18 protein-coding genes and 1 tRNA gene are annotated in these 20,883 nt (G+C 64.2%); 9 read left to right on the top strand and 10 right to left on the bottom strand.

The annotated features are described in order from the left end of the window. Positions 1-26: 26 nt before the first annotated feature. The 5 genes from AWB77_RS19765 to AWB77_RS19745 all read right to left on the bottom strand — a co-directional run bounded on the left by AWB77_RS19765 (position 27) and on the right by AWB77_RS19745 (position 7,046). Entirely contained in the window at positions 27-1,265 is a 1,239-nt protein-coding gene (locus AWB77_RS19765) for a hypothetical protein (protein WP_082852693.1), read from the bottom strand. Further along, the gene (mutS, locus tag AWB77_RS19760) at positions 1,252-3,954 is read right to left on the bottom strand and encodes a DNA mismatch repair protein MutS (protein ID WP_061136149.1); all 2,703 of its coding nucleotides are present in this window, start codon (positions 3,952-3,954) and stop codon (positions 1,252-1,254) included. Before mutS ends, AWB77_RS19765 begins: the two co-directional genes overlap by 14 nt. A gap of 264 nt (positions 3,955-4,218) precedes the next feature. Next, complete coding sequence (locus tag AWB77_RS19755; RefSeq protein ID WP_061136148.1) at positions 4,219-4,587, bottom strand: ElaB/YgaM/YqjD family protein; 369 nt, start codon at positions 4,585-4,587, stop codon at positions 4,219-4,221. A 184-nt stretch (positions 4,588-4,771) separates the two neighbouring features. Beyond that, positions 4,772-6,070, bottom strand: coding sequence for a lysophospholipid transporter LplT (gene lplT, locus AWB77_RS19750; RefSeq protein WP_061136147.1), 1,299 nt, complete (start codon positions 6,068-6,070; stop codon positions 4,772-4,774). 172 nt (positions 6,071-6,242) lie between these two features. Continuing rightward, complete coding sequence (locus AWB77_RS19745; RefSeq protein WP_061136146.1) at positions 6,243-7,046, bottom strand: inositol monophosphatase family protein; 804 nt, start codon at positions 7,044-7,046, stop codon at positions 6,243-6,245. Positions 7,047-7,292: 246 nt separating this feature from the next. Here AWB77_RS19745 and AWB77_RS19740 point away from each other — a divergent pair, with 246 nt between their 5' ends. Next, the gene (locus AWB77_RS19740) at positions 7,293-8,063 is read left to right on the top strand and encodes an RNA methyltransferase (protein WP_061136145.1); all 771 of its coding nucleotides are present in this window, start codon (positions 7,293-7,295) and stop codon (positions 8,061-8,063) included. Positions 8,064-8,192: 129 nt separating this feature from the next. Next, positions 8,193-8,996 carry a serine O-acetyltransferase gene (gene cysE / locus AWB77_RS19735; RefSeq protein WP_061136144.1) on the top strand — a complete coding sequence of 268 codons (804 nt, stop codon included), beginning with the start codon at positions 8,193-8,195 and terminating at the stop codon, positions 8,994-8,996. Here the strand turns inward: cysE and AWB77_RS19730 are convergent. The 4 genes from AWB77_RS19730 to AWB77_RS19715 form a co-directional block, all read right to left on the bottom strand. Further along, a complete protein-coding gene (locus tag AWB77_RS19730; RefSeq protein ID WP_061136143.1) occupies positions 8,993-9,796 on the bottom strand; it encodes a UDP-2,3-diacylglucosamine diphosphatase in 804 nt (267 codons plus the stop codon). The genes cysE and AWB77_RS19730 overlap by 4 nt on opposite strands. Before the next feature lie 13 nt (positions 9,797-9,809). After that, positions 9,810-10,301 carry a peptidylprolyl isomerase gene (locus AWB77_RS19725; RefSeq protein ID WP_061136142.1) on the bottom strand — a complete coding sequence of 164 codons (492 nt, stop codon included), beginning with the start codon at positions 10,299-10,301 and terminating at the stop codon, positions 9,810-9,812. Between the two features lie 70 nt (positions 10,302-10,371). Further along, positions 10,372-10,953: a peptidylprolyl isomerase gene (locus AWB77_RS19720; RefSeq protein WP_061136141.1), complete on the bottom strand. Its 582-nt coding sequence runs from the start codon at positions 10,951-10,953 to the stop codon at positions 10,372-10,374. A gap of 67 nt (positions 10,954-11,020) precedes the next feature. Next, a complete protein-coding gene (locus AWB77_RS19715) occupies positions 11,021-11,803 on the bottom strand; it encodes a tetratricopeptide repeat protein (RefSeq protein WP_074168912.1) in 783 nt (260 codons plus the stop codon). Between the two features lie 462 nt (positions 11,804-12,265). On the opposite strand from AWB77_RS19715, the gene cysS reads away from it, so the two are divergent. The 7 genes from cysS (at position 12,266) to AWB77_RS19675 (ending at position 20,020) form a co-directional block, all read left to right on the top strand. Next, positions 12,266-13,663: a cysteine--tRNA ligase gene (cysS, locus tag AWB77_RS19705; RefSeq protein ID WP_061136139.1), complete on the top strand. Its 1,398-nt coding sequence runs from the start codon at positions 12,266-12,268 to the stop codon at positions 13,661-13,663. Positions 13,664-13,710: 47 nt separating this feature from the next. Beyond that, positions 13,711-14,757 (top strand): endonuclease III domain-containing protein, encoded by a 1,047-nt coding sequence (locus AWB77_RS19700; protein WP_061136138.1) that lies wholly within the window; start codon positions 13,711-13,713, stop codon positions 14,755-14,757. A 119-nt stretch (positions 14,758-14,876) separates the two neighbouring features. After that, positions 14,877-15,848, top strand: a complete 972-nt coding sequence (locus tag AWB77_RS19695; protein WP_061136358.1) for an acetyl-CoA carboxylase carboxyltransferase subunit alpha — start codon at positions 14,877-14,879, stop codon at positions 15,846-15,848. Between the two features lie 38 nt (positions 15,849-15,886). Next, positions 15,887-17,314: a tRNA lysidine(34) synthetase TilS gene (gene tilS, locus AWB77_RS19690; RefSeq protein WP_061136137.1), complete on the top strand. Its 1,428-nt coding sequence runs from the start codon at positions 15,887-15,889 to the stop codon at positions 17,312-17,314. Positions 17,315-17,634: 320 nt separating this feature from the next. Further along, positions 17,635-18,885, top strand: a complete 1,251-nt coding sequence (locus AWB77_RS19685) for an aspartate kinase (protein WP_061136136.1) — start codon at positions 17,635-17,637, stop codon at positions 18,883-18,885. A 187-nt stretch (positions 18,886-19,072) separates the two neighbouring features. Next, positions 19,073-19,165, top strand: a tRNA-Ser gene (locus tag AWB77_RS19680). A 303-nt stretch (positions 19,166-19,468) separates the two neighbouring features. Beyond that, positions 19,469-20,020, top strand: coding sequence for a porin family protein (locus AWB77_RS19675; RefSeq protein ID WP_061136135.1), 552 nt, complete (start codon positions 19,469-19,471; stop codon positions 20,018-20,020). A gap of 70 nt (positions 20,021-20,090) precedes the next feature. On the opposite strand, the gene loiP is transcribed toward AWB77_RS19675, so the two are convergent. Then, the gene (gene loiP, locus AWB77_RS19670; RefSeq protein ID WP_061136134.1) at positions 20,091-20,849 is read right to left on the bottom strand and encodes a metalloprotease LoiP; all 759 of its coding nucleotides are present in this window, start codon (positions 20,847-20,849) and stop codon (positions 20,091-20,093) included. Between the last annotated feature and the right edge of the window lie 34 nt (positions 20,850-20,883).

Here is a 20,883-nt window from a genome sequence, read left to right as displayed (position 1 = left end):
AGCGCAGCTTCGGCTGCGCTTTTTTCTTATCCGGACGACCCGTTCTGCATGCCCGACGCGGGCACGGGATAAATGGGCGGCAACGACTGCGGCGGGCTCAGGATGGGCGGCAGGTCGGAGGCCGGCAGCGGCATCGAAGGCGGCGCAGGCAGCGGCTCGGGCAGATCGTTGCGCGGCAGCGCGGGCGGCACCGATGCGGGCGTTTCTGCCGGTGTCGCGCCCGGCTCGCGCGTGCGCGTCTCCTTCACATCGCGCACGCGCAGCCGAAACGGCGGATGCCATTGTGCATCGCTTTGCACTTCGAGCCATTGCGATTGCGGCTTCTTGAACGCGATCGCCACACGCGTGAGATTCGTGACGATCAAGCCCTTGTCGTTGCGCAACGGTTGATCGATATGAAAGCCGTTCGGCTCGGGCGCGTCGGTGCTATGTATCACGATGACGGGCCCGCGAAAGGTCTCCGCCGCCTTTACGAGACTGCGCTTCAGTTCGAGAAAGCCGTCGCGCGGCTGGTTCGGGCGCGAGAAGCGTAGCCATGCGAAGCGTTCGCGCCGCTCGTAGCGCGAAAAATCCGGATCACCCTGCAACATGACGACGAGCGCGCGCATCTCGGCGCGCCGTGCCGATTCCGCCGCGTGTTCGAGCCAGAACGTCGTCGCGACGGCGCGATCCTCGAACTCGCCGTTGCGCCCGCCCGCGGTCAGATAGTGATTATTCGGGCTCGGCGCGTTCAGCCCGATGAACGCAATGCCTTGCGCCTGCCAGCGCACGATTTCGCGAAACGTGCGAAAGCGCGCGACATCGCTTTCGCGCGCGAGCGTGAGGGGGTTCTGTCCGAGCGATGCGGCATCGGCGAAGAAGAGCTGACGCACGAAGTCGAGCCGCTCGACCGGATCGTAAGCGCCCGCGTGTGCGAGAGCGCAATCGGCCCAGTCGTGCTGACCGGGCAGCAGCACGAGCGGCGTGCGCGATGCGTCGAGCAGATCGTGGCGCGACTGGAAGACGCTATCGCGGCAAGGCTCGGCCGCGCCTTTGAAGTTGCCGTCGTAGACGATGAACGCGATGTTGCCTTCGCGCGCGATCGCGTCGAGCATGCGGCGCACGGGCGCTTCGTCGGCGGGACGCGAGAGCGCGTCGGCGATGACGGCGAACGCGAGCGGCGCGTCGCCTTGTGCGTGCGCCTGCGCGGTCGCGCCGAATGTCAGCGCGATCGCGATCGTCAGCACGCGCGTCACGCGTGCCGTGGCGCGCTCAACGCGAGGCATCCGGCGGACTGTTCGCCAGCTCATGCAGTTCGTAGAGCAGATCGAGCGCGTCGCGCGGACGCAGATCGTTCGGATCGAGCGCGCGCAGCTTCTCCATGACCGGATGCTCGGGCGCCTGCGCTTTTTCGTCGGGCTTCGCTTCGTCTTCGTACGGCGCATACGGCTGACTGGCGAAGAGATCGAACTGCGCGGCGGGCTGGTTGATCGACTGCTGTTCGAGATGCACGAGGTGCTTGCGCGCCGCGCGGATCACCGCGCCCGGCACGCCCGCGAGCTGCGCGACCTGCAAGCCGTAACTCTGATTGGCCGGACCTTCGCTCACCGCGTGCAGGAACACGATGCCGTGATCGTGCTCGACCGCCGACAGATGCACGTTCGCCGCCTGCGCGAATTCCGAAGGTAACTGCGTGAGCTCGAAGTAGTGCGTCGCGAAGAGCGTGTAGCAGCCGTTGTGCGTGAGAAGATGACGCGCGATCGCCCATGCGAGCGCGAGGCCGTCGAAGGTCGACGTGCCGCGGCCGATCTCGTCCATCAAGACGAGGCTCGATGCGCTCGCGTCGTTGAGAATGGCCGCCGCTTCGGTCATCTCGACCATGAAGGTCGAGCGGCCGCCCGCGAGATCGTCGGCGGCGCCGATGCGCGTGAAGATGCGATCGAGCGCGCCGAAACGCGCGCGCTTCGCCGGCACATAGCTGCCGACATGCGCCATCAGCGCGATCAGCGCGGTCTGACGCATGAAGGTCGATTTACCGCCCATGTTCGGGCCGGTGATGAGCAGGAGCTTGCGGTCCTGGCTCAGACAGCAATCGTTGGCGATGAACTGCTCGACCTGCGCCTCGACGACCGGATGCCGCCCTTGTTCGATATCGATGCCCGCATGGGCGGTGAATTCCGGCGCGACCCAGTCGAGCGCGCGGGCGCGTTCGGCGAACGCGCACAGCAGATCGAGTTCCGCCAGCGCACTGGCGACGCGCTGGCAGTCCGCTATGAAGGGCAACAGGTTCTGCAGCAGCGCGTCATAGAGCGCGCGTTCACGCGCGAGCGCGCGCTCCTGCGCGGAGAGCGCCTTGTCTTCGAACGCCTTCAGCTCCGGCGTGATATAGCGCTCGGCGTTCTTCAAGGTCTGGCGGCGGCGATAGTCGTCGGGCACCTTGTCGGTCTGTCCGCGCGTGACTTCGATATAAAACCCGTGCACCTTGTTGTATTCGACGCGCAGATTCGCGATGCCGGTGCGCGTGCGCTCGCGCGCTTCGAGATCGATCAGGAATTGATCGCAGTTCTCCGAAATATCGCGCAGCTCGTCGAGATCGGGATCGTATCCGCGCGCGATCACGCCGCCGTCGCGGATCAACGCGGCCGGTTCGGGCGCGATGGCGTTCGTCAGGAGATCGAGACACTCGTGCGGCGGCTCGAGCGCGATGTCGATGCGTTGCAGCGCAAGCGCATGTGCGGCCACGGCGGAGACGAGCGTGCGCAGATCGGGCAGCGCGGCGAAGGTGTCGCGCAGGCTCGACAGATCGCGCGGGCGCGCCGACAGCAACGCAAGACGGCCCGTGATGCGCTCGATGTCCGAGATCTTGCGCAGCGCGCCGCGCAACGTGTCGAGGCCGCCGCTCGTGGGCGCGTCGAGCAATGCGCCGATCGCCTGCTGTCTCGCCTGCGCGATCGATGCGTCGCGCGGCGGATGATGCAGCCAGTGGCGCAGGAGGCGGCTGCCCATCGTCGTGCAGCACGTGTCGAGCAAGGAGAAGAGCGTCGGCGATTCGGTGCCGCGCAATGTCTCGGTGAGTTCGAGATTGCGCCGCGTGGCGGGATCGAGCCCGATGTACTCAGATTCGTATTCGACCTTCAGGCTGCGTACGTGACGCAACTGCTGGCCTTGCGTGGCGGCTGCGTAGAGCAGCAGCGCGCCGGCCGCGCCGCACGCGCAGGTGAGCGTTTCTCCGCCAAAACCGTCGAGGCTCGCGACATCGAGCTGTTCGCGCAGACGCTGCGTGCCCGAGCCGACGTCGAAGTGCCATGCCGGCACGCGCGTGGTCGCGCCCGGATGCATCACACCGAGCGACGCCGGCACATCCGTGATCGAATCCGCGATGAGCGTTTCCGACGGGCGAATCCGTTCGAGCGCCGCGCTCACCTGATTCGGCGCGACTTCCGCGAGACGCAACGCGCCGCTCGCGAGATTGAGCCACGCGAGCCCGACGCTCGTCACCACGCCGCGACGGTTGTGCGCGGGGCACAGCGCCAGCAGGTAGACGTCGCTCTTGTCGGACAGCAGCGCGGCGTCGGTCAGCGTGCCCGGCGTGACGACGCGCACGACCTTGCGCTCGACCGGCCCTTTCGATGTCGCCGGATCGCCGATCTGCTCGCAGATCGCCACCGATTCGCCCAGCTTCACGAGCTTCGCGAGATATTGCTCGCATGCGTGATGCGGCACGCCCGCCATCTTGATCGGATTGCCGCCCGATGCGCCGCGCTGCGTCAACGTGAGATCGAGCAGGCGCGCGGCCTTTTCGGCGTCGTCGAAGAAAAGCTCGTAGAAATCGCCCATTCGATAGAAAACGAGCGTGCCGGGATGCTCGGCCTTGATGCGCAGATACTGCTGCATCATCGGCGTGTGCTGCGACAGATCCGCGAGCGGCGCGGCGATGTCTGGAGAAGTGTCGGGAGTTGCCGTTTGATTGCCCATCTTGCGTGCTGTGAAGGCCAGAATGACTAAACGGCCGGACGCGACGTGCGCCGGCCGTTATTCAACCGATATTTCAGCCAAAAAATACAGCCGGAAAATCAGCCGATAGGGCAAGAGTTTAACCCGTCATGGGATGACGGCGGAGTCGGCCGAATGGCCAATGGAATGCCGGCTAGCGCGACTGCGCCGCGGCGAGCGCGCAACCGGCGACCAGAACGAACGCGATGCCGTCCCGATGGCCGATGCGGAAAACACCGTTATGCGTCACGCGCGCCCGGCGAGAAACCCGACGAGCAGCGCGAGACCCGCGACCGCACCGAGCGTGTGCCACGGCCTGTCGTGAACGAAGTCGTCGGCGTAACCGGCGGCATCGTTGAGCCGGCCCGCAATTGCGCCGCCTGCGCCGTTCATCTGCGAGCGTGCGGTCTTGAGCTTCGATTGCAGTTCCTTGCGCAGTTTGTCCGCGTCAATGTCCTTCGCGCCGGAAATCGAGCTTTCCAGATCGTCGAGCAGGCTGCGCAACTGGCTGCTTGCCGAATCGACCGCGTCGCTCGCACCGCGCACCGCGCGCTGGCCGAGATCGGCTGCGCCATTGATTCTGCTGTCGAGCGTCGAACGTGTGAACAATCCCATTTTCATGCTCCTTTATTGACGTTGCCGAGGAATGATATCGCCGGGTCCGGTCCGCAACGCCGCCATGCGGCTATTGCTCGCGGCCTGCACAGCGTTACGACCTGACCCCGCCGCCCGCGTTCCCTCCCATTTCCCTCGTAAGCCGGCGCCGGGGTGTGACCCAGGATACACCGACGAGCAAGGTTCATTCCTCGACCAGCGCAACGAGGTCCGTCTCGCGCTCGTTGCGCGTGTGGCGGCGCATCGCGAGCGCCATCATCAGACAGACGAAAACGCCGAACACGACGATGATCCATTGCACCGGCACGTTCGTCGTCAGCAGGAGCGCGTAGGCGCCGAGCATCGCCAGGACGGCTAGATTCTGGTTGAAGTTCTGCACGGCAATCGAATGTCCGGCGGAAAGCAGCGTCGCGCCGCGATGCTGGAGGATCGCGTTCATCGGCACGATGAAGAAGCCCGAGAGGCCGCCGAGGGCGATCATCAGCGGATAGGCCATCAGGATGTAAGCGGGTGCGAACAGCGGCCCGAAATGCACGCCCGCGCCGGCCGGAAACATGTCCTTGTTGTAGAAGGCCATCGCGACCGCCACCGCGCCGATCAGCACGCCGACCGGCAGAACTTTCAACGACTGGCGCAGCATGATCCACGCCGATGCCGCCGCGGCGCCGAGCGCGATGCCCACGCCCGTCACGCCCTGCAGCACAGCGGCTTTCGAGAGCGACAGGCCCAGATTTGCATCGGCCCATTTGAGCACGAGCAGTTGCAGCGTGACGGCCGCGCCCCAGAGCAGCGTCGTGACCCACAGCGCGATCTGCGCGAGCTTGTCCTTCCACAACACCTTGAAGCAGCGCGAGAAATCGTGGACGAGCTTCGTCGGCTCGTTGAGAAGATTCGGATAGCGCGCGCCGGTATCGGGGATGAACACGTTGATGACCGCCGCCGACGCGTAGATCAGCATGACGGCGAAAAGCGCGGCGTGCGCGGCCGTGCTCACGAACGGCAGATGCGCGTGCGAAACCCAGCGCGTCACGACCTGACTGACGAGCGCGCCGCCGATCACCGTGCCGAGGATCGTCGAGCCGACGGTCGCGGATTCGAGCCACGCGTTCGCCGGAATCAGCTTCTGCGGCGGCAGCAGCTCAGTGAGAATGCCGTACTTCGCGGGCGAATAGGCCGCCGCGCCGAGCCCGACGACGCCATACGCGATCATCGGATGCACGCCCGCGATCATCATCGCGCAGCCCGCCGCCTTGAGCGCGTTCGAAATGAACATGACGTGGCGCTTCTGGAGCGCATCGGCGAATGCGCCGACGAACGGCGCGAGCACGACGTACGAGATCGTGAAGAAGATCTGCAGAAGCGGGGTGATCCAGGGCGCCGAATGGACGACGGCGAGCATGGCGATCGCGGCGATCAGGAGCGCATTGTCGGCGAGCGACGAAACGAACTGCGCGGCGATGATCGTGTAGAAGCCTTTCTTCATGAGCGGGGCGTGACGTGAGGCGCGGCGTGCGGCGGGAATGCACCGTTGCCGGAAGGAGACGAAGCTTGCACTGTAGCGGAGCCCGGCATTCGTTGCAGGGCAGGCGGCGCGCCCGGAGCGCTGGAGGAAGTCAAAAACAAAAGGGGCGCGAGACGCGCCCCTTCGATCCAGCTTATTCGCCGGTGAGGCGCGTGCGCGAGTACATGTCGAGGATCTTGACCATCTGCGCGTACACCTTCGGATTGGCCGCGACGATCTCGTTCTTGAACAGGAAATCCGATTCGCCGGTGTAATTGCCGACGAGTCCGCCCGCTTCGGTCACGATCAGGCTGCCCGCCGCCACGTCCCACGGATGGATGCCCTGCTCGAAGAAGCCATCGAGACGACCGGCCGCGACGTTGGCCAGATCGAGCGCCGCCGCGCCCGGGCGCCGCAATCCTGCGCACGACAGCGTCATTTCGCTGAAGAGGCGCATGTAGCCGTTCAGGCCCTGGCCGTCGCGGAACGGGAAGCCCGTGCCGATCAGCGCATCGGACAGACGGTCCAGCTTGCCGACGCGGATGCGCCGTTCGTTCAGATAGGCGCCCCGCCCGCGCGATGCGGTGAAGAGGTCGTTGCGCGTCGGATCGTAGATGACGGCCTGCTGCACGACGCCCTTGTGCGCGAGCGCAATCGACACGCAGTAGTAAGGAAAGCCGTGGATGAAGTTCGTGGTGCCGTCGAGCGGATCGATGATCCACTGGAACTCCGATTCGCGATCCGTTGCGCCGGATTCTTCGGCGAGGATCGAGTGATCGGGATAGGCGGTGTGGAGCGTCTCGATGATCGCGGCTTCGGACGCCTTGTCGACTTCCGTCACGAAGTCGTTGTGCTGTTTCTTGCTGACCTGGAGGCGGTCCAGATCGAGCGACGCGCGGTTGATGATCTGTCCGGCGCGGCGCGCGGCCTTGACAGCGATATTGAGCATCGGATGCATGAGCGAAATCCTCTGACCGTCCGGCGTTTGCGTGCGGACGGAAAAGTTGGCGACAACGACTATGTCGACGAAAGACGAATTGAATAAGAGCGGGGCGTTCGCGCGAAGGCTGGACCGAAAGCAAGACCGTTCGCGGCGCGCGAAGGCGCCATTTTACCCGAAAGTGGCCGCGCGGTTCCGCTGGCGGGACAAAGCGCGTTAGCATAACGGGTTGGCACTTTTTTCAATCTCAGCACGAACCGCGCCTTGGAACCCAACGATCTCTCCGCGCCCGCCGGCGGCTTCACGTCGACGCGCTTCATCCTCGTCGAGCCGAGTCATCCGGGCAATGTCGGCGCTGCCGCGCGCGCGCTCAAGACGATGGGCTTCGCGCGCCTCGTCCTCGTCGCGCCGCGCGTGGCCGATGTCAAGAACGAGCCCGAAGCCATCGCGATGGCCTCCGGCGCCGACGACGTGCTCGCCTCCGCGCATGTCGTCGACACGCTCGCCGATGCGCTCGTCGGCGTGCGCTGGTCGGTCGCGCTCACCGCGCGCATGCGCGAGTACGGCCCGCCGCAGATGCCGCCGCGCGCGCTTGCCGAACGCGCGCACGAATTCGTGCGTCACGGCGACATCGCGCTCGTGTTCGGCAACGAGCGCACGGGGCTTTCGAACGCGGACGTCGAAAGATGCAGCGCGCTGGCTCATATTCCGGCCAATCCCGCTTACAGCTCGCTCAATCTCGCGCAGGCGGTGCAAGTGCTCGCCTACGAGTTGCGCGTCGCGTTTCAGGCGCCCGCGAGTCCGCTCGCGGCGGTGGAGTCGGCGGGGCAGAGCGCGTCGAGCGATGAAATCGAAGGCATGTACGCGCATCTCGAAGACGCTCTCGTCGCGCTGGATTTCCTCGATCCGGCCAATCCGAAGAAGCTGATGTCCCGCGTGCGGCGCATGTTCGCGCGTTCAGGACTCGAGCGTGAGGAAGTGAATATCCTGCGCGGCATCGCGAAGCACATTCTGCTGCGCTCGAAGCAAGACTGACCGCGCTGTCAGCGGGGGCATCGGGCAGAGGGCGCGTGCTCGTCCTACAATCGGCGAAAAACGGCGAACGCCGATATATGCTTCGCGCGATTCGTGCAAAGCGCCCATTCCCCTCTCAGAGACATCGCCATGTTCGAACGACTTCGCGAAGACATCGCGGCCATTCGCGAGCGCGATCCCGCCGCCCGCAGCGTCTGGGAAGTCGCCACGTGTTATCCCGGGCTGCACGCGATCGTCCTGCATCGCGCGGCGAACGCGTGCTGGCGCGGGCAATGGCGCTGGCTTGCGCGCTTCGTGTCGCAGTTCGCGCGCTTTCTCACCGGCATCGAAATTCATCCGGGCGCAACGCTCGGGCGGCGCGTGTTTATCGATCACGGCATGGGCGTGGTGATCGGCGAGACGGCCGAAATCGGCGACGACTGCACGATCTACCAGGGCGTGACGCTCGGCGGCACGTCGCTCACGCGCGGCGCGAAGCGTCATCCGACACTCGGACGCGGCGTGATCGTCGGTGCGGGCGCGAAGGTGCTCGGCGGCTTCACGGTTGGCGCGGACGCAAAGATCGGCTCGAACGCGGTCGTCGTGAAGCCGGTGCCGGCGGGTGGAACCGCAGTCGGCAATCCGGCGCGCATCGTGATGCCGGCCGTCGAAAGGAAATCCGATGAACCCGCGAAGAGCGGCTTTTGCGCGTACGGCATCACGCCCAACGCGGACGATCCCGTGTCGCTCGCGATCCACGGACTGATCGATCACGCGTCGACGCAGACGCAGCGCATCGACGAGATCGTCGCGGCGCTCGAACGGCTCGGCGCGCGCGTGGAAGCGCTCAATGGCGTCGATGGCGCCGCGCTCGTCGATCTGAAACGGCTGTGCACGTCGATGGACGGCAAGACGGCGCACGAAGGCGCCGTGTCGCTCGAACGCGAAAGTTAAAGCGGCAGCGGGTGCACGCCGTCTTCGTCGAGACGCAGATAGCCGCCGCGCGGCGTCGCGCTGTCGAGCTCCCAGTCGGGCAGCACCCAGCGCACGCCTGCGACTTCGCGATGCATCGCCGGCCGATGCGTATGGCCGTGAATCAGCGTGTTCGTGCGGCTGTTGATGAAGAGTTCGGCCACCGCTTTCTTCGTGACGTCGTACTTCGCCTTGACGCCGGTGCTCACGCGCGCGCCTTCGCTTTTCGTACGCATGCGCTGGCCGATGCCCAAGCGCGTATCGAGCGGCAACGCCAGAAAGAGGCGCTGCGCGAGCTTGTTGCGCGCGAAGCGGCGAAAGCCCTGATAAGCGCGATCGGCGGTGCAGAGCCCATCCCCATGTGCGAGCACGATGCGCCTGCCGAATGCGGTGATGACGAACGGATCGGGCAGGGGCAGCGCGCCCGCATCCTTCATGAAGCGCCTGCCGAGCAGGAAATCGCGATTGCCGTGCATCACGTACAGGCCAATGCCGCGCTCGGACAGCGTGTGCATGAGCCGCGTCATGCGGCGCGCGAAACTGGCGCGCGCGTCGCTTGCGGGACCGTCGAGAATGTCGTCGCCGATCCAGAACTCGAACAGGTCGCCGAGAATGAAAACGGAGTCGGCTTCGTTCGCGGTCACTTCGATGAAATGCTCGAAGGCGGCGACCGTTTCCGGAATCGCTTCGGAGAGATGCAGATCGGCAATGAAAAACAGCGGGCGCGCGTGTTTCGCTGCGCCCGCTGCTTCGCGATCGAATGTAGTCTTCGTATCCGTCATGCAACGACCGGGATCAGACCACCACGGCCTTTTCGATCACCACGTCGTCGACCGGCACGTCCTGATGGAAACCCTTCGAGCCGGTCTTGACCTTCTTGATCTTCTCGACCACGTCCATGCCTTCGACGACGCGGCCGAATACGGTGTAGCCCCAGCCTTGCGGCGTCGGCGACGAGTGGTTCAGGAAGTCGTTGTCCTTCACGTTGATGAAGAACTGCGCGGTCGCCGAGTGCGGGTCGTTCGTGCGCGCCATCGCGATCGAGCCGTTCTCGTTCTTCAGGCCGTTGTTCGCTTCGTTGTCGATCGGCGAATCGGTCGGCTTTTGCTTCATGCCCGGCTCGAAGCCGCCGCCCTGAATCATGAAGCCGTCGATCACGCGATGGAAAACGGTGTTGTCGTAATGACCTTTCTTCACGTAGTTCAGGAAGTTCTCGACCGTCTTCGGCGCCTTGTCCGCGTCCAGTTCGAGCTTGATGACGCCGTGGTTTGTATGCAGTTCGACCATGATGATGTTCTCTCCATTGTGTTTGATGAGCCCCGGCGCAGCGTGCGCCAGGTAAGCGACAGGCGCTCGGTTACTGCGAGACCACCGTGGCCGACTCGATGACGGTCGGCTTTTGCGGCACGTCCTGCATCGGGCCGCGCGTGGTGGTCGGGCTGCCTTCGATCTTCTTCACGACATCCATGCCCGCGACGACCTTGCCGAACACGGCATAGCCGTTGCCATCGGGACTCGGATAGTCGAGACCCGCATTATCGACCGTATTGATGAAGAACTGCGCGGTGGCCGAGTTCGGGTCGCTCGTGCGCGCCATGGCGAGCGTGCCGGTCGCGTTCTTCAGACCGTTCTTGCTCTCGAGCGGGATCGGCGCGCGCGTGGGCTTCTCCGCGAAGCTCGTGCTATAGCCGCCGCCCTGGATCATGAAGCCCGGAATCACGCGATGGAAGATCGTGCCGCTGTACTGTCCGGACTTCACGTAATCGAGAAAGTTCGCGACCGTCTTCGGCGCTTTCTCGGGATACAGCTCGACCTTGATGTCGCCTTGCGTGGTCTTGATGAGCACGGTGGGATGGGCGGCCTGCGCGTTCGGCTGGGCGAACGCGGGCGCGCTCGCGATCAGGGCGGTGCTCGAAAGCGCCAGCATCAGGAATTTCATGAAGGATCGATCCTCGTGTGGTGAAAGCAGACAGTCGACGGCGATGCGTGCGTGTGGGTGGCTGTGATTACGGTTGCGATTGCGGCTGCGTTTGCGGCGCGACGTAAGGCGCGGTCGGCAGCGGGCCGGTCGGGCCGCCGAACGGCGAGTACTCGTCGGGCGTGGGCATGATGGTCGACGTGGCGCCCGATGCGGGCGCCCATTCGTCGGCGCCCGTGTGCGGCACCGTGGCCGCGCCGGTGCCGGATGCGCCGTCCGCGCCCGCGCGCTTCTTCGGCGGCGTGTAGATGTTCTGGATCGCGGCGATGCGCTGGCTCGTGACCGGGCTCTTCGAGCCGAGCGACTGCGCGCGCTTGTACGACTCGCTCGCGAGACGAAGATAAAGATCGCCCAGATTGTCGTAGGCGAGCGCATAGCCGGGGTTCGCCTTCACCGCGGTTTCGAGCGCGGCGCGGGCGTCTTCGTAGCGGCCTTTCTTCGCATAGAGCGCGGCGAGGTTGTTATACGGCTCGGGCAGTTCGGGATAGGCCTGCGTGAGTTCGGTGAAGGCGGCGATGGCTTCGTCGTCGCGGTTCAAGCGGGCGAGCACGGTGGCGCGCTTGAACTTCGCCTGCACGTCGCGCGGATTGCTCGCGATGCGCGCATCGAGCTGCGTGAGCGCAGTGTTCCAGTCCTTGCCCGCGATGGCCGAATCGATCTGCGGCGTGTCGTCGCGCGTGGCGGTCGAGGTCTGCGCGAGCGCGTTCCCGGACATGCCGGCACAAGCGAAGCCGAACGCCGCGATGGCGAGCGTGCGGCGAACGAGCCGGCAAGAGAGTTGCAGAGGCGTGCGCGCTTTGCGATGAGTCACTTGGATTCGAGTCAATGAATGATGCAGCGAAAGAAGCCACGAAAGCGGCGATAGAGACGGGGAGCGCAGGCACGCATGAGCGCGCGCGAACACCGGAGAACGAGCAGAAACGCCCGATGCGGCATGCTGTCCGGCAAGGCTTTCTGCCCGGCCCGGAGCGCGGCTTGCAATGCCCGCCGCGCGGCCGCTTCGAGATTTCATAGGCTCAAGTCCCGGTGTTATACTCCGACCCATTCTAACAAAAGGTCTGCACGTCCCGCGCACGTGTCGTGCGCCTGGTTCTTCCAGGTGAGCATCTCGCGCCGGCGCCAGACTGTCTTTCGCCACTCGTGGCCGTCTCCGTCCTGGTCGCATGACCGTCGTGTTCGCGCTCGCGTGTGGGTCTCTTTCCGCTCCCGCGCGTATCGATCACGTCGCCCGCTGACCGGCACACGGCTGATTCCGGCCCATGCTTCGCCTTCTATGAACTCGCTGCGCATCTACAACACGCTCGCGCGTGACAAGCAAACCTTCACGCCGCTTCGCGCCGGAGAGGTGCGCATGTATGTCTGCGGAATTACCGTGTACGACTACTGTCACGTCGGGCACGCGCGCATGTTCGTGGTGTTCGATATCGTGCAGCGATGGCTGCGCGAGATCGGCTACAAGGTGACCTACGTGCGCAACATCACGGATATCGACGACAAGATCATTCGCCGCGCGGTGGAGAACAACGAAGCCATCAAGTCGCTCACGCAGCGCTTCATCGCGGCGATGCACGAAGACATGGATGCGCTCGGCGTCGCGCGCGCGGATATCGAGCCGCGCGCGACAGAGTACGTGCCGCAGATGCTCGGCATGATCGATGCGTTGCACGCCAACGGTTATGCGTATCAGGCGAAAGACGGCGACGTGAACTACTCGGTGCGCAAGTTCGCCGACTACGGCAAGCTGTCGGGCAAGTCGATCGAAGACTTGCGCGCGGGCGAGCGCGTCGCGGCCAACGACGCCAAGGAAGATCCGCTCGACTTCGTGCTGTGGAAGCAGTCGAAGGCGGGCGAGCCGGAAGACACGGGCTGGGATTCGAAGTGGGGGCGCGGGCGTCCGGGCTGGCACATCGAATGTTCCGCGATGGGCTGCGCGTTGCTCGGCGAACGCTTCGACATCCACGGCGGCGGCATGGACCTCCAGTTCCCGCATCACGAGAACGAGATCGCGCAGAGCGAAGGCGCGACTGGCAAGCAGTTCGTGAACTACTGGATGCACAACGGCTTCGTGCAGATCGATAGTGAAAAGATGTCGAAGTCGCTCGGCAACTTCTTCACGATCCGTGAAGTCCTTGAAAAATTTGATGCCGAAGTCGTGCGCTTCTTTATTGCGCGGGCACACTATCGTTCGCCGCTGAATTACAGCGACGTGCATATCGACGATGCGAAGAATGCGTTGACGCGTCTATATACGGCGTTGAAGGATGTCGAGCCGGACAATCAGCAACTTGACTGGAACGAGGCGAACGCGCAGCGTTTCCAGTCTGCGATGAACGACGACTTCAACACGCCGGTGGCCGTGTCGGTGTTGTTCGATCTCGCGAGCGAAGTGAACCGTACGCGCGATGCCGCGCTCGCTCGCCAGCTCAAGCGTCTTGCAGGCGTGCTCGGTCTGCTTCAGCGCGAGCCGCGCGTGTTCCTGCAGCAGGCGAGCGGCACGGGCTCGGAGCAGGGACTCGCGCCGCAGGAGATCGAAGCGAAGATCGCCGAGCGCATCGCCGCGAAGCAGGCGAGGAACTATGCCGAAGCAGACCGGATTCGTGCTGCATTGCTCGAAGCCGGTATTGCGCTTGAAGACAAACCGGGTGGGTCGACCGAATGGCGCCGCGTCTGAGCGCGGCCCTTCGAACCCTCTGATCGACTCACCAGGCAGGAGGCAAGATGGCAACGGCCAGGAAGGCGCCGGTCAAGCGACCCGCGTCTGTCAGCGATGCGTCGGGCGCAACGAAGCGCACGCGCGGCGCGCAAACGAAAACGAACACGCAGAAGATCGATGGCGCAGCAACCGCGGTCGGCCGCAAGACGGCGGTCAAGCGCGCGGGCCTCGGCGCGAAGCCGGCGCGCGGCGCCGCGCTCAAGGCCGCGAAGCCCGAAGCGGCCGCGCGCCTGAACGGCGCGTCGCGCGCATCGAAGGCGGGCACGGAAGAAGCCGAAGCATCGCCGCTGAAGGGCAACGGCCGCGCGGTCGCGGGTGACGGCGCGAACGCGCAGGCGCTCGTCGCGGAACGTGGCGAGGTCGTGCGCAAGTCGCGCGTCGTAACGTCGGATGCCGCGGTGCCCGTGCAGATCGGCGGACTCACGCGTGAAGTCGTGCGTCCCGACTACTGGGATCGCGCGTGCGCCGATCTCATGAAGCGCGACCGCATCCTCAAGAAGCTGATTCCGAAGTTCGGCGAGATCCATCTCGTCAATCTCGGCGATCCGTTTTCGACGCTTGCGCGCTCGGTGGCCGGCCAGCAGATTTCGGTGAAAGCCGCGCAGGCCATCTGGGAACGCGTGAAGAGCGCGTGCCCCGAAGTGCATCCCGCGCACTTCATCAAGCTCGGCCACGAGAAGTTGCAGGCGTGCGGCTTATCCCGGCGCAAGGCGGAATACATACTCGATCTCGCGCAGCATTTCGAATCGGGCGCGCTGCATGTCGATGCATGGACGTCGATGGACGATGAAGCCGTGATCGCCGAACTCACGCAGATTCGCGGCATCGGCCGGTGGACCGCGGAGATGTTCCTCATCTTCAATCTGTCGCGCCCGGATGTCCTGCCGCTCGACGATCTCGGCCTGATTCAGGCGATCAGCGTCAACTACTTCAGCGGGGAGCCGGTGACGCGCAGCGAAGCGCGTGAGGTCGCGGCCAACTGGGAGCCGTGGCGTACGGTGGCAACCTGGTATATGTGGCGCAGTCTCAATCCCATCCCGGCCGATCATTAAAATACACGCGCACCAAGCGCGCGCTATCGTTGTTTTATAATCGATAGTTCCCGCGCGAATTTTTGAGGGGCGGACGCGGTTAGAATACGCGCTGCCCGATGTTCCCAGGACTCGAACATATGAAGACCACGTTTCTGGATTTCGAGCAGCCGATCGCTGAACTCGAAGCGAAGATCGAAGAACTCCGCTTCGTTCAGGACGATTCCGCTGTCGATATTTCGGAAGAAATCGAGCGGCTGTCGAAGAAGAGCCAGCAGCTCACGAAGGATCTCTACGCGAATCTGTCGCCGTGGCAGGTTTCGCAAATCGCGCGTCATCCGCAGCGTCCGTACACGCTCGACTACGTGAACGAGCTTTTCACCGATTTTCACGAATTGCACGGCGACCGCGCTTTCGCGGACGACCTCGCGATCGTCGGCGGTTTCGCGCGCTTCAACGGCCAGCCGTGCATGGTGATCGGCCATCAGAAGGGCCGCGACACGAAGGAACGCGCGCTGCGCAACTTCGGCATGCCGCGTCCCGAAGGCTATCGCAAGGCCGAGCGGCTGATGCGTACCGCAGAAAAATTCAGCCTGCCGATCTTCACGTTCGTCGATACGCCGGGCGCATATCCGGGCATCGGCGCGGAAGAGCGCGGACAGTCGGAAGCCATCGGCCGCAATCTGTACGTGATGGCCGAACTCAAGACGCCGATCATCACGACGATCATCGGTGAAGGCGGTTCGGGCGGCGCGCTCGCGATCGCCGTCGCCGATACCGTGATGATGCTGCAGTTCTCAACGTACTCGGTCATCTCGCCGGAAGGCTGCGCGTCGATCCTGTGGAAGAGCGCGGCGAAGGCGCCGGAAGCGGCCGAGGCGCTTGGCCTCACGGCGCATCGTCTGAAGGCGCTCGGTCTCATCGACAAGATCGTGAACGAGCCGCTCGGCGGCGCGCATCGTGACGCGAAGGGCATGGCCGCGCTGCTGCGCCGCGCGCTCGCCGATTCGCTGCGTCAGTTCCAGGGCATGAGCGTCAACGACTTGCGCGAGCGCCGCTTCGAAAAGCTGATGGCCTACGGCAAGTTCAAGGAATCGCTGCCGGGCGCGTAATCCCGTCATCTTCGTCATCTCATCCATCGCGAACGCTCGTGACATCCGATAACGAAACTTCCGCCGGCCGCCTCGTGTTCGAGGCGGTGCGCGCGGCGGTGTCGGATGCGAATCTTTCCCCGGTTTCACATCTCGCAATCGCGCTGAGCGGCGGACTCGACTCCACCGTGCTGCTCGACGCCGCCGTGCGCTGCTTCGGCGCGCATCGCATGATCGCGCTGCATGTTCATCACGGTCTGAGCCCGAACGCCAACGCGTGGGCCGCTCATTGCGAGCGCTTCGCGGCATCGCTCGACGTGCGTTATGCCGCGCGTCATGTGGATGTGGCGCGCGCGAACGGCGAAAGTCTCGAAGCGGCCGCGCGCGATGCACGTTACCGCGCGCTCGATGCGCTGTGCGACGAACACGGCGCGGCGGCGCTCCTGATCGCGCATCATGCCGACGATCAAGCGGAAACCGTGCTGCTGCAACTCTTGCGCGGCGCGGGCGTCGCGGGCCTCGCGGCGATGGCGCCGCAGCGCGCGGACGGCGCGGTGCCGCGTCTGCGCCCGCTATTGCGCTTGCTGCGCGCCCAACTGGAGCAATACGCACACGAGCGCGATCTGAGCTGGATCGACGACGAATCCAACGCCGACACGCGCTATTCGCGCAACGCGCTGCGCCATGACGTGTTGCCGATGCTCGCCGTGCATTTTCCCGGCTTCCGCGATGCGCTCGCGCGTACGGCATCGCATGCAGCGTCGGCGCAGCGGCTTCTGGATCAGCTCGCGCGCATCGATTTCGATCACGTGCAAAGCGCGCACGAAGAGGGCGCGCTCACGCTCGACGCGTTCCTCGCACTCGACGACGAACGCGCGATCAATCTCATGCGTTTCTGGATTCGCTCGCGCGGTTTGCTGGCGGCATCGACGGCGCGCATCGCCGACATGCTGCGCCAGTTGCGCGATGCCGCGGCCGCGCGCGATGGCCACGCGCTGCGCGTCGATCATGCGGGGCACAGCCTGCGCGCGTATCGCAACGAGCTGTTCTGGGAAACAGGCGATAGCGCCGACGCACCCGATCTCGACGAAGGCGCGCTTACGCTCAAGGCGGACGTCGAACTGCAATGGCAGGGCGAGGAGGTATGGCGTCTGCCGCAATGGCGCGGCTCGTTCGTGTTCGAATCCGTCGATGCCCCCGGCGGCGATGTCGTCGGGGAAGGCGTGTTGCGCGCCGCGCCGCTCGTCGCGCGTTCGCGTGCCGGCGGCGAGCGCATGCGCGTCGCGTCGGAGGCGCCGGGCCGCACGCTCAAGAACCTCTTTCAGGAGCGCGGCGTGCCGGCATGGAAACGCGATGTGCCGCTGCTTTTCATCGGCGAGGCGCTGCTTTTCGTGCCGCATCTGGGCGTGAACCGCGAAGCCGCGCCGAGCGCCGCGCACGGACCGCTTCGCCGTATTTCGTGGCGGCCGGATCTGCTGCTCGCATGAGGCGATGGCCGCAAGCGTTGCGGCAAAGCCGGTAAAATAGCCGTCACGGGCGCTTCATCTTGTAATTTCAGCCTCGATCGGGTACGGTAACTCGTTTTCGCCCAAGCGCGTTTTTGCGCGGCATCTGCGTTCAAAAGACTCCATTTCGCCGCAACGACGCATTCATGCGCGCCGCGTATCAAGGCTCCGGCAAGCGCAAAGGGCGTGCGGCAGCGTCCGCGTATCGTTGGCTCACCATCCCCCGAAGCGATCGAACGCGAGCTCAGGCGCGGCGCATTGAGCGCGTGAAGCGCGGTTTTCCCTCCAGTTCAAGAACGACAATGGCACTCATCGTACACAAATACGGCGGCACTTCGATGGGCTCGGTCGAGCGCATCAAGAACGTCGCCAAGCGCGTCGCCAAATGGCACAAGGCCGGCCACAAGATGGTCGTCGTGCCTTCGGCGATGTCCGGCGAAACCAATCGCCTGCTCGGTCTCGCGAGAGACATCAAGGCCGATCCGGACCCGCGCGAACTCGACATGATTGCCTCCACCGGCGAGCAGGTGAGCGTGGGGCTGCTGGCCATCGCGCTGCACGCCGAAGGCCTCGACGCCGTGAGCTACGCCGGCTGGCAAGTGCCGATCAAGACGGACAGCGCGTTCACGAAGGCGCGCATCAGCGAGATCGACGGCGAGCGCGTGCTGAAGGATCTCGACGCGGGCAAGGTCGTGGTCATCACGGGTTTTCAGGGCGTCGATCCGGATGGCCATATCGCGACGCTCGGACGCGGCGGCTCGGATACGTCGGCGGTCGCGATCGCGGCGGCGATGAAGGCCGACGAATGCCTGATCTACACCGACGTCGACGGCGTCTACACCACCGATCCGCGCGTGGTGGAAGAAGCGCGCCGGCTGGATCGCGTGACCTTCGAGGAAATGCTGGAAATGGCGAGCCTCGGCTCGAAAGTGCTGCAGATCCGCTCGGTGGAATTCGCCGGCAAGTATCAGGTGAAAACGCGCGTGCTTTCCAGCCTGACCGATCCGCTGATGCCGCTCGAAGCCGAAATGCACTCCGGCACCCTGATTACTTTTGAAGAAGACGAGAACATGGAAAAAGCAGTCATCTCTGGCATCGCGTTCCAGCGCGACGAAGCGCGCATCGCGGTCATGGGCGTGCCCGACAAGCCGGGCGTCGCGTATCAGATTCTCGGTCCGGTCGCCGATGCGAACATCGACATCGACATGATCATCCAGAACCAGAGCGTGAACGGCAAGACCGACTTCACGTTCACGGTCGGCCGCGGCGACTACCAGCGCGCGCTCGAAATCCTGAACAACCAGGTGAAGGGTCACGTGCAGGCGGAAACCGTGCTGGGCGATCCGAAGGTGTCGAAGGTCTCGGTGGTGGGCGTCGGCATGCGTTCGCACGTGGGTATCGCGAGCACGATGTTCCGCACGCTGTCGGAAGAGGGCATCAACATCCAGATGATCTCGACTTCCGAAATCAAGATTTCCGTGCTGATCGACGAGAAGTACACCGAGCTTGCCGTGCGCGCGCTGCACAAGGCGTTCGAGCTGGATCGCGCATAACGCCTGGAAGTTTGCGTGACAGCGATGTGACGGCTCGGCGGGCCGTCGCATCGTTGCGATTCGCGGAGCATGCGGTTCGATATCCGACGATTTCGAAAAAAATCGTCATGCGAATTTGACCCCGCCCTGCGAACACGCTATTATCTCGATCTCGTTGCACTGCACTCCCGGTGCAACGAAAAGTTTGGGAGACGTGGCCGAGAGGTCGAAGGCACTCCCCTGCTAAGGGAGCATCTGGCTAAAAACTGGATCGAGGGTTCGAATCCCTCCGTCTCCGCCAGTTGTCGTGGAAAGGCCCCGCAAGGTTAAAAACTTGCGGGGCTTTTTCTTTTTGCCGTCGCGATCCGCCTGATCGATCGCGCATTGCTTCGTCGTCCTGTGTGTGCCTGTGACGAAAGGCAACCTTCCTTTAGGACAATTCCTCTTTCGATGGTGACCGTAGGTAACTAACCTCGCGGGTTGCCTGCCGACGCGCAGGCAAAGAGCAACGCAACGCAAACGTTCGTTATCCAGATTTTCAGGCCGTTGCACGAACGCGCAGGCGCAGACCTGCAACGCCACCTCACGGTTCATTCATTCAGTCATGGCAAGTCTCAAGAAGCTCATTGCGCCCGCGCTTTTGTCGCTGCTTTGCGCAGCGCAGGCGCATTCGGAATCGCTCGATCCGACTCTTCTCAAGTTGATGGGCGTAGAAGGCCCGCACAGCCAGTTCGCCGGTCCGTATGTTGGCGCGAAGCTCGGAGCGAACTGGTCGGACAGCACGGGACAGAATCCCCGCTCCACGCATTTGACGTTTTTCCCCGGCCTCGTTGCCGGCGTCAATTACGACGTCGACCGTTTCGTGGTCGGCTTCGAAGGCTTCATGGATTTCCACGCCGGCTCGACGACCAGGAAGGACGGCGGCATCGACCTGAAGTTCGGCATGCCCGTGAACGGAAACATCATGCCGTATGGACGCATCGGCTTTACGGGCACCTGGCCCGATACGCGTCTGCACTACGGTGCCGGCGTCGAGTACAAGTTCCAGAGAAACTGGAGCGTGGCGGCCGAATACACCGGCGATTCGGCCAACTACCAGGGCGGCCATCGCCGCAACGACAGCCTGACCGTCGGCGTTCACTACTACTTCTTCTGATCCATCCTCCGCCGATGCGCGCGCGTTCCTGACGAGCGCGCATCGGGCTCACATCGCGATCACATCGTTCTTACTTGCCCGACGCGATCCGATCCTGAATATGCTGCGCGCGCGCCGGCGACGCCGGGTGCGAGCTCAGCATGCTCGACTTTCCACCGTCGATCGTCGCCAGTTTCTGGAACGCCGTCACGAGACCCTTCGGGTCGTAGCCTTTCTTCTTCTGCGTATCGAACGAATAGTCGTCGGCGGCGGTTTCCTGCGATTGCGAGAACTGCGCGTTGACGAACTTTTCCGACAGATCGCCAATCTGCGACGCCGACAGGCTCCCGACCATGCCGCCCGCCGACGACGCCACCGTGCGCGCCGCCGACGTCACGTAGGCGACCTGCATCGCCTTCTTCGTGTGGCCGAGCGCGACGTGGCCCATTTCGTGGCCCACGACGCCGCGCACTTCGTCGTCGTTCATCAGGTCCATCAGGCCGCTGTAGACGCGCACGCAGCCGTTCGCCATCGCCCACGCGTTCACGTCCTTCGTCAGATAGACCTTGTAATTCACCGGCACGCCGTTGATGTTGTCGCCGAGCTGCTTCGAGATCTTGTTCAGGCGCTGCGTGTACGGACTGTTCGCCGGCGCGATCTTGTTTTCCGCGTCGAGATCGGCGCAGGATTTGTCGGACAACGTGCGCACGTCGGCGTCGCTGAGCGACAGCGCCTGAGTCGCCATCTGGCCGGATTGCATCAGTTGCGTCGGGTCCATGCTACTCATGCTGCTGCACGAAGCGAGCAGGGCCACGGAAGATGCCGCCAGCGCGAGACGGAAGATTTTCATAGTTTTGGTCCTTTCGAGTGTCATTGTTGTCGTC

It is taken from the genome of Caballeronia fortuita, from assembly GCF_001544835.2.
In the GTDB taxonomy this organism is placed as follows: Bacteria; Pseudomonadota; Gammaproteobacteria; order Burkholderiales; family Burkholderiaceae; genus Caballeronia; species Caballeronia fortuita.
Note: the sequence above shows the minus strand (reverse complement) of the source record. Positions and strands in the feature narration are given on the sequence as shown.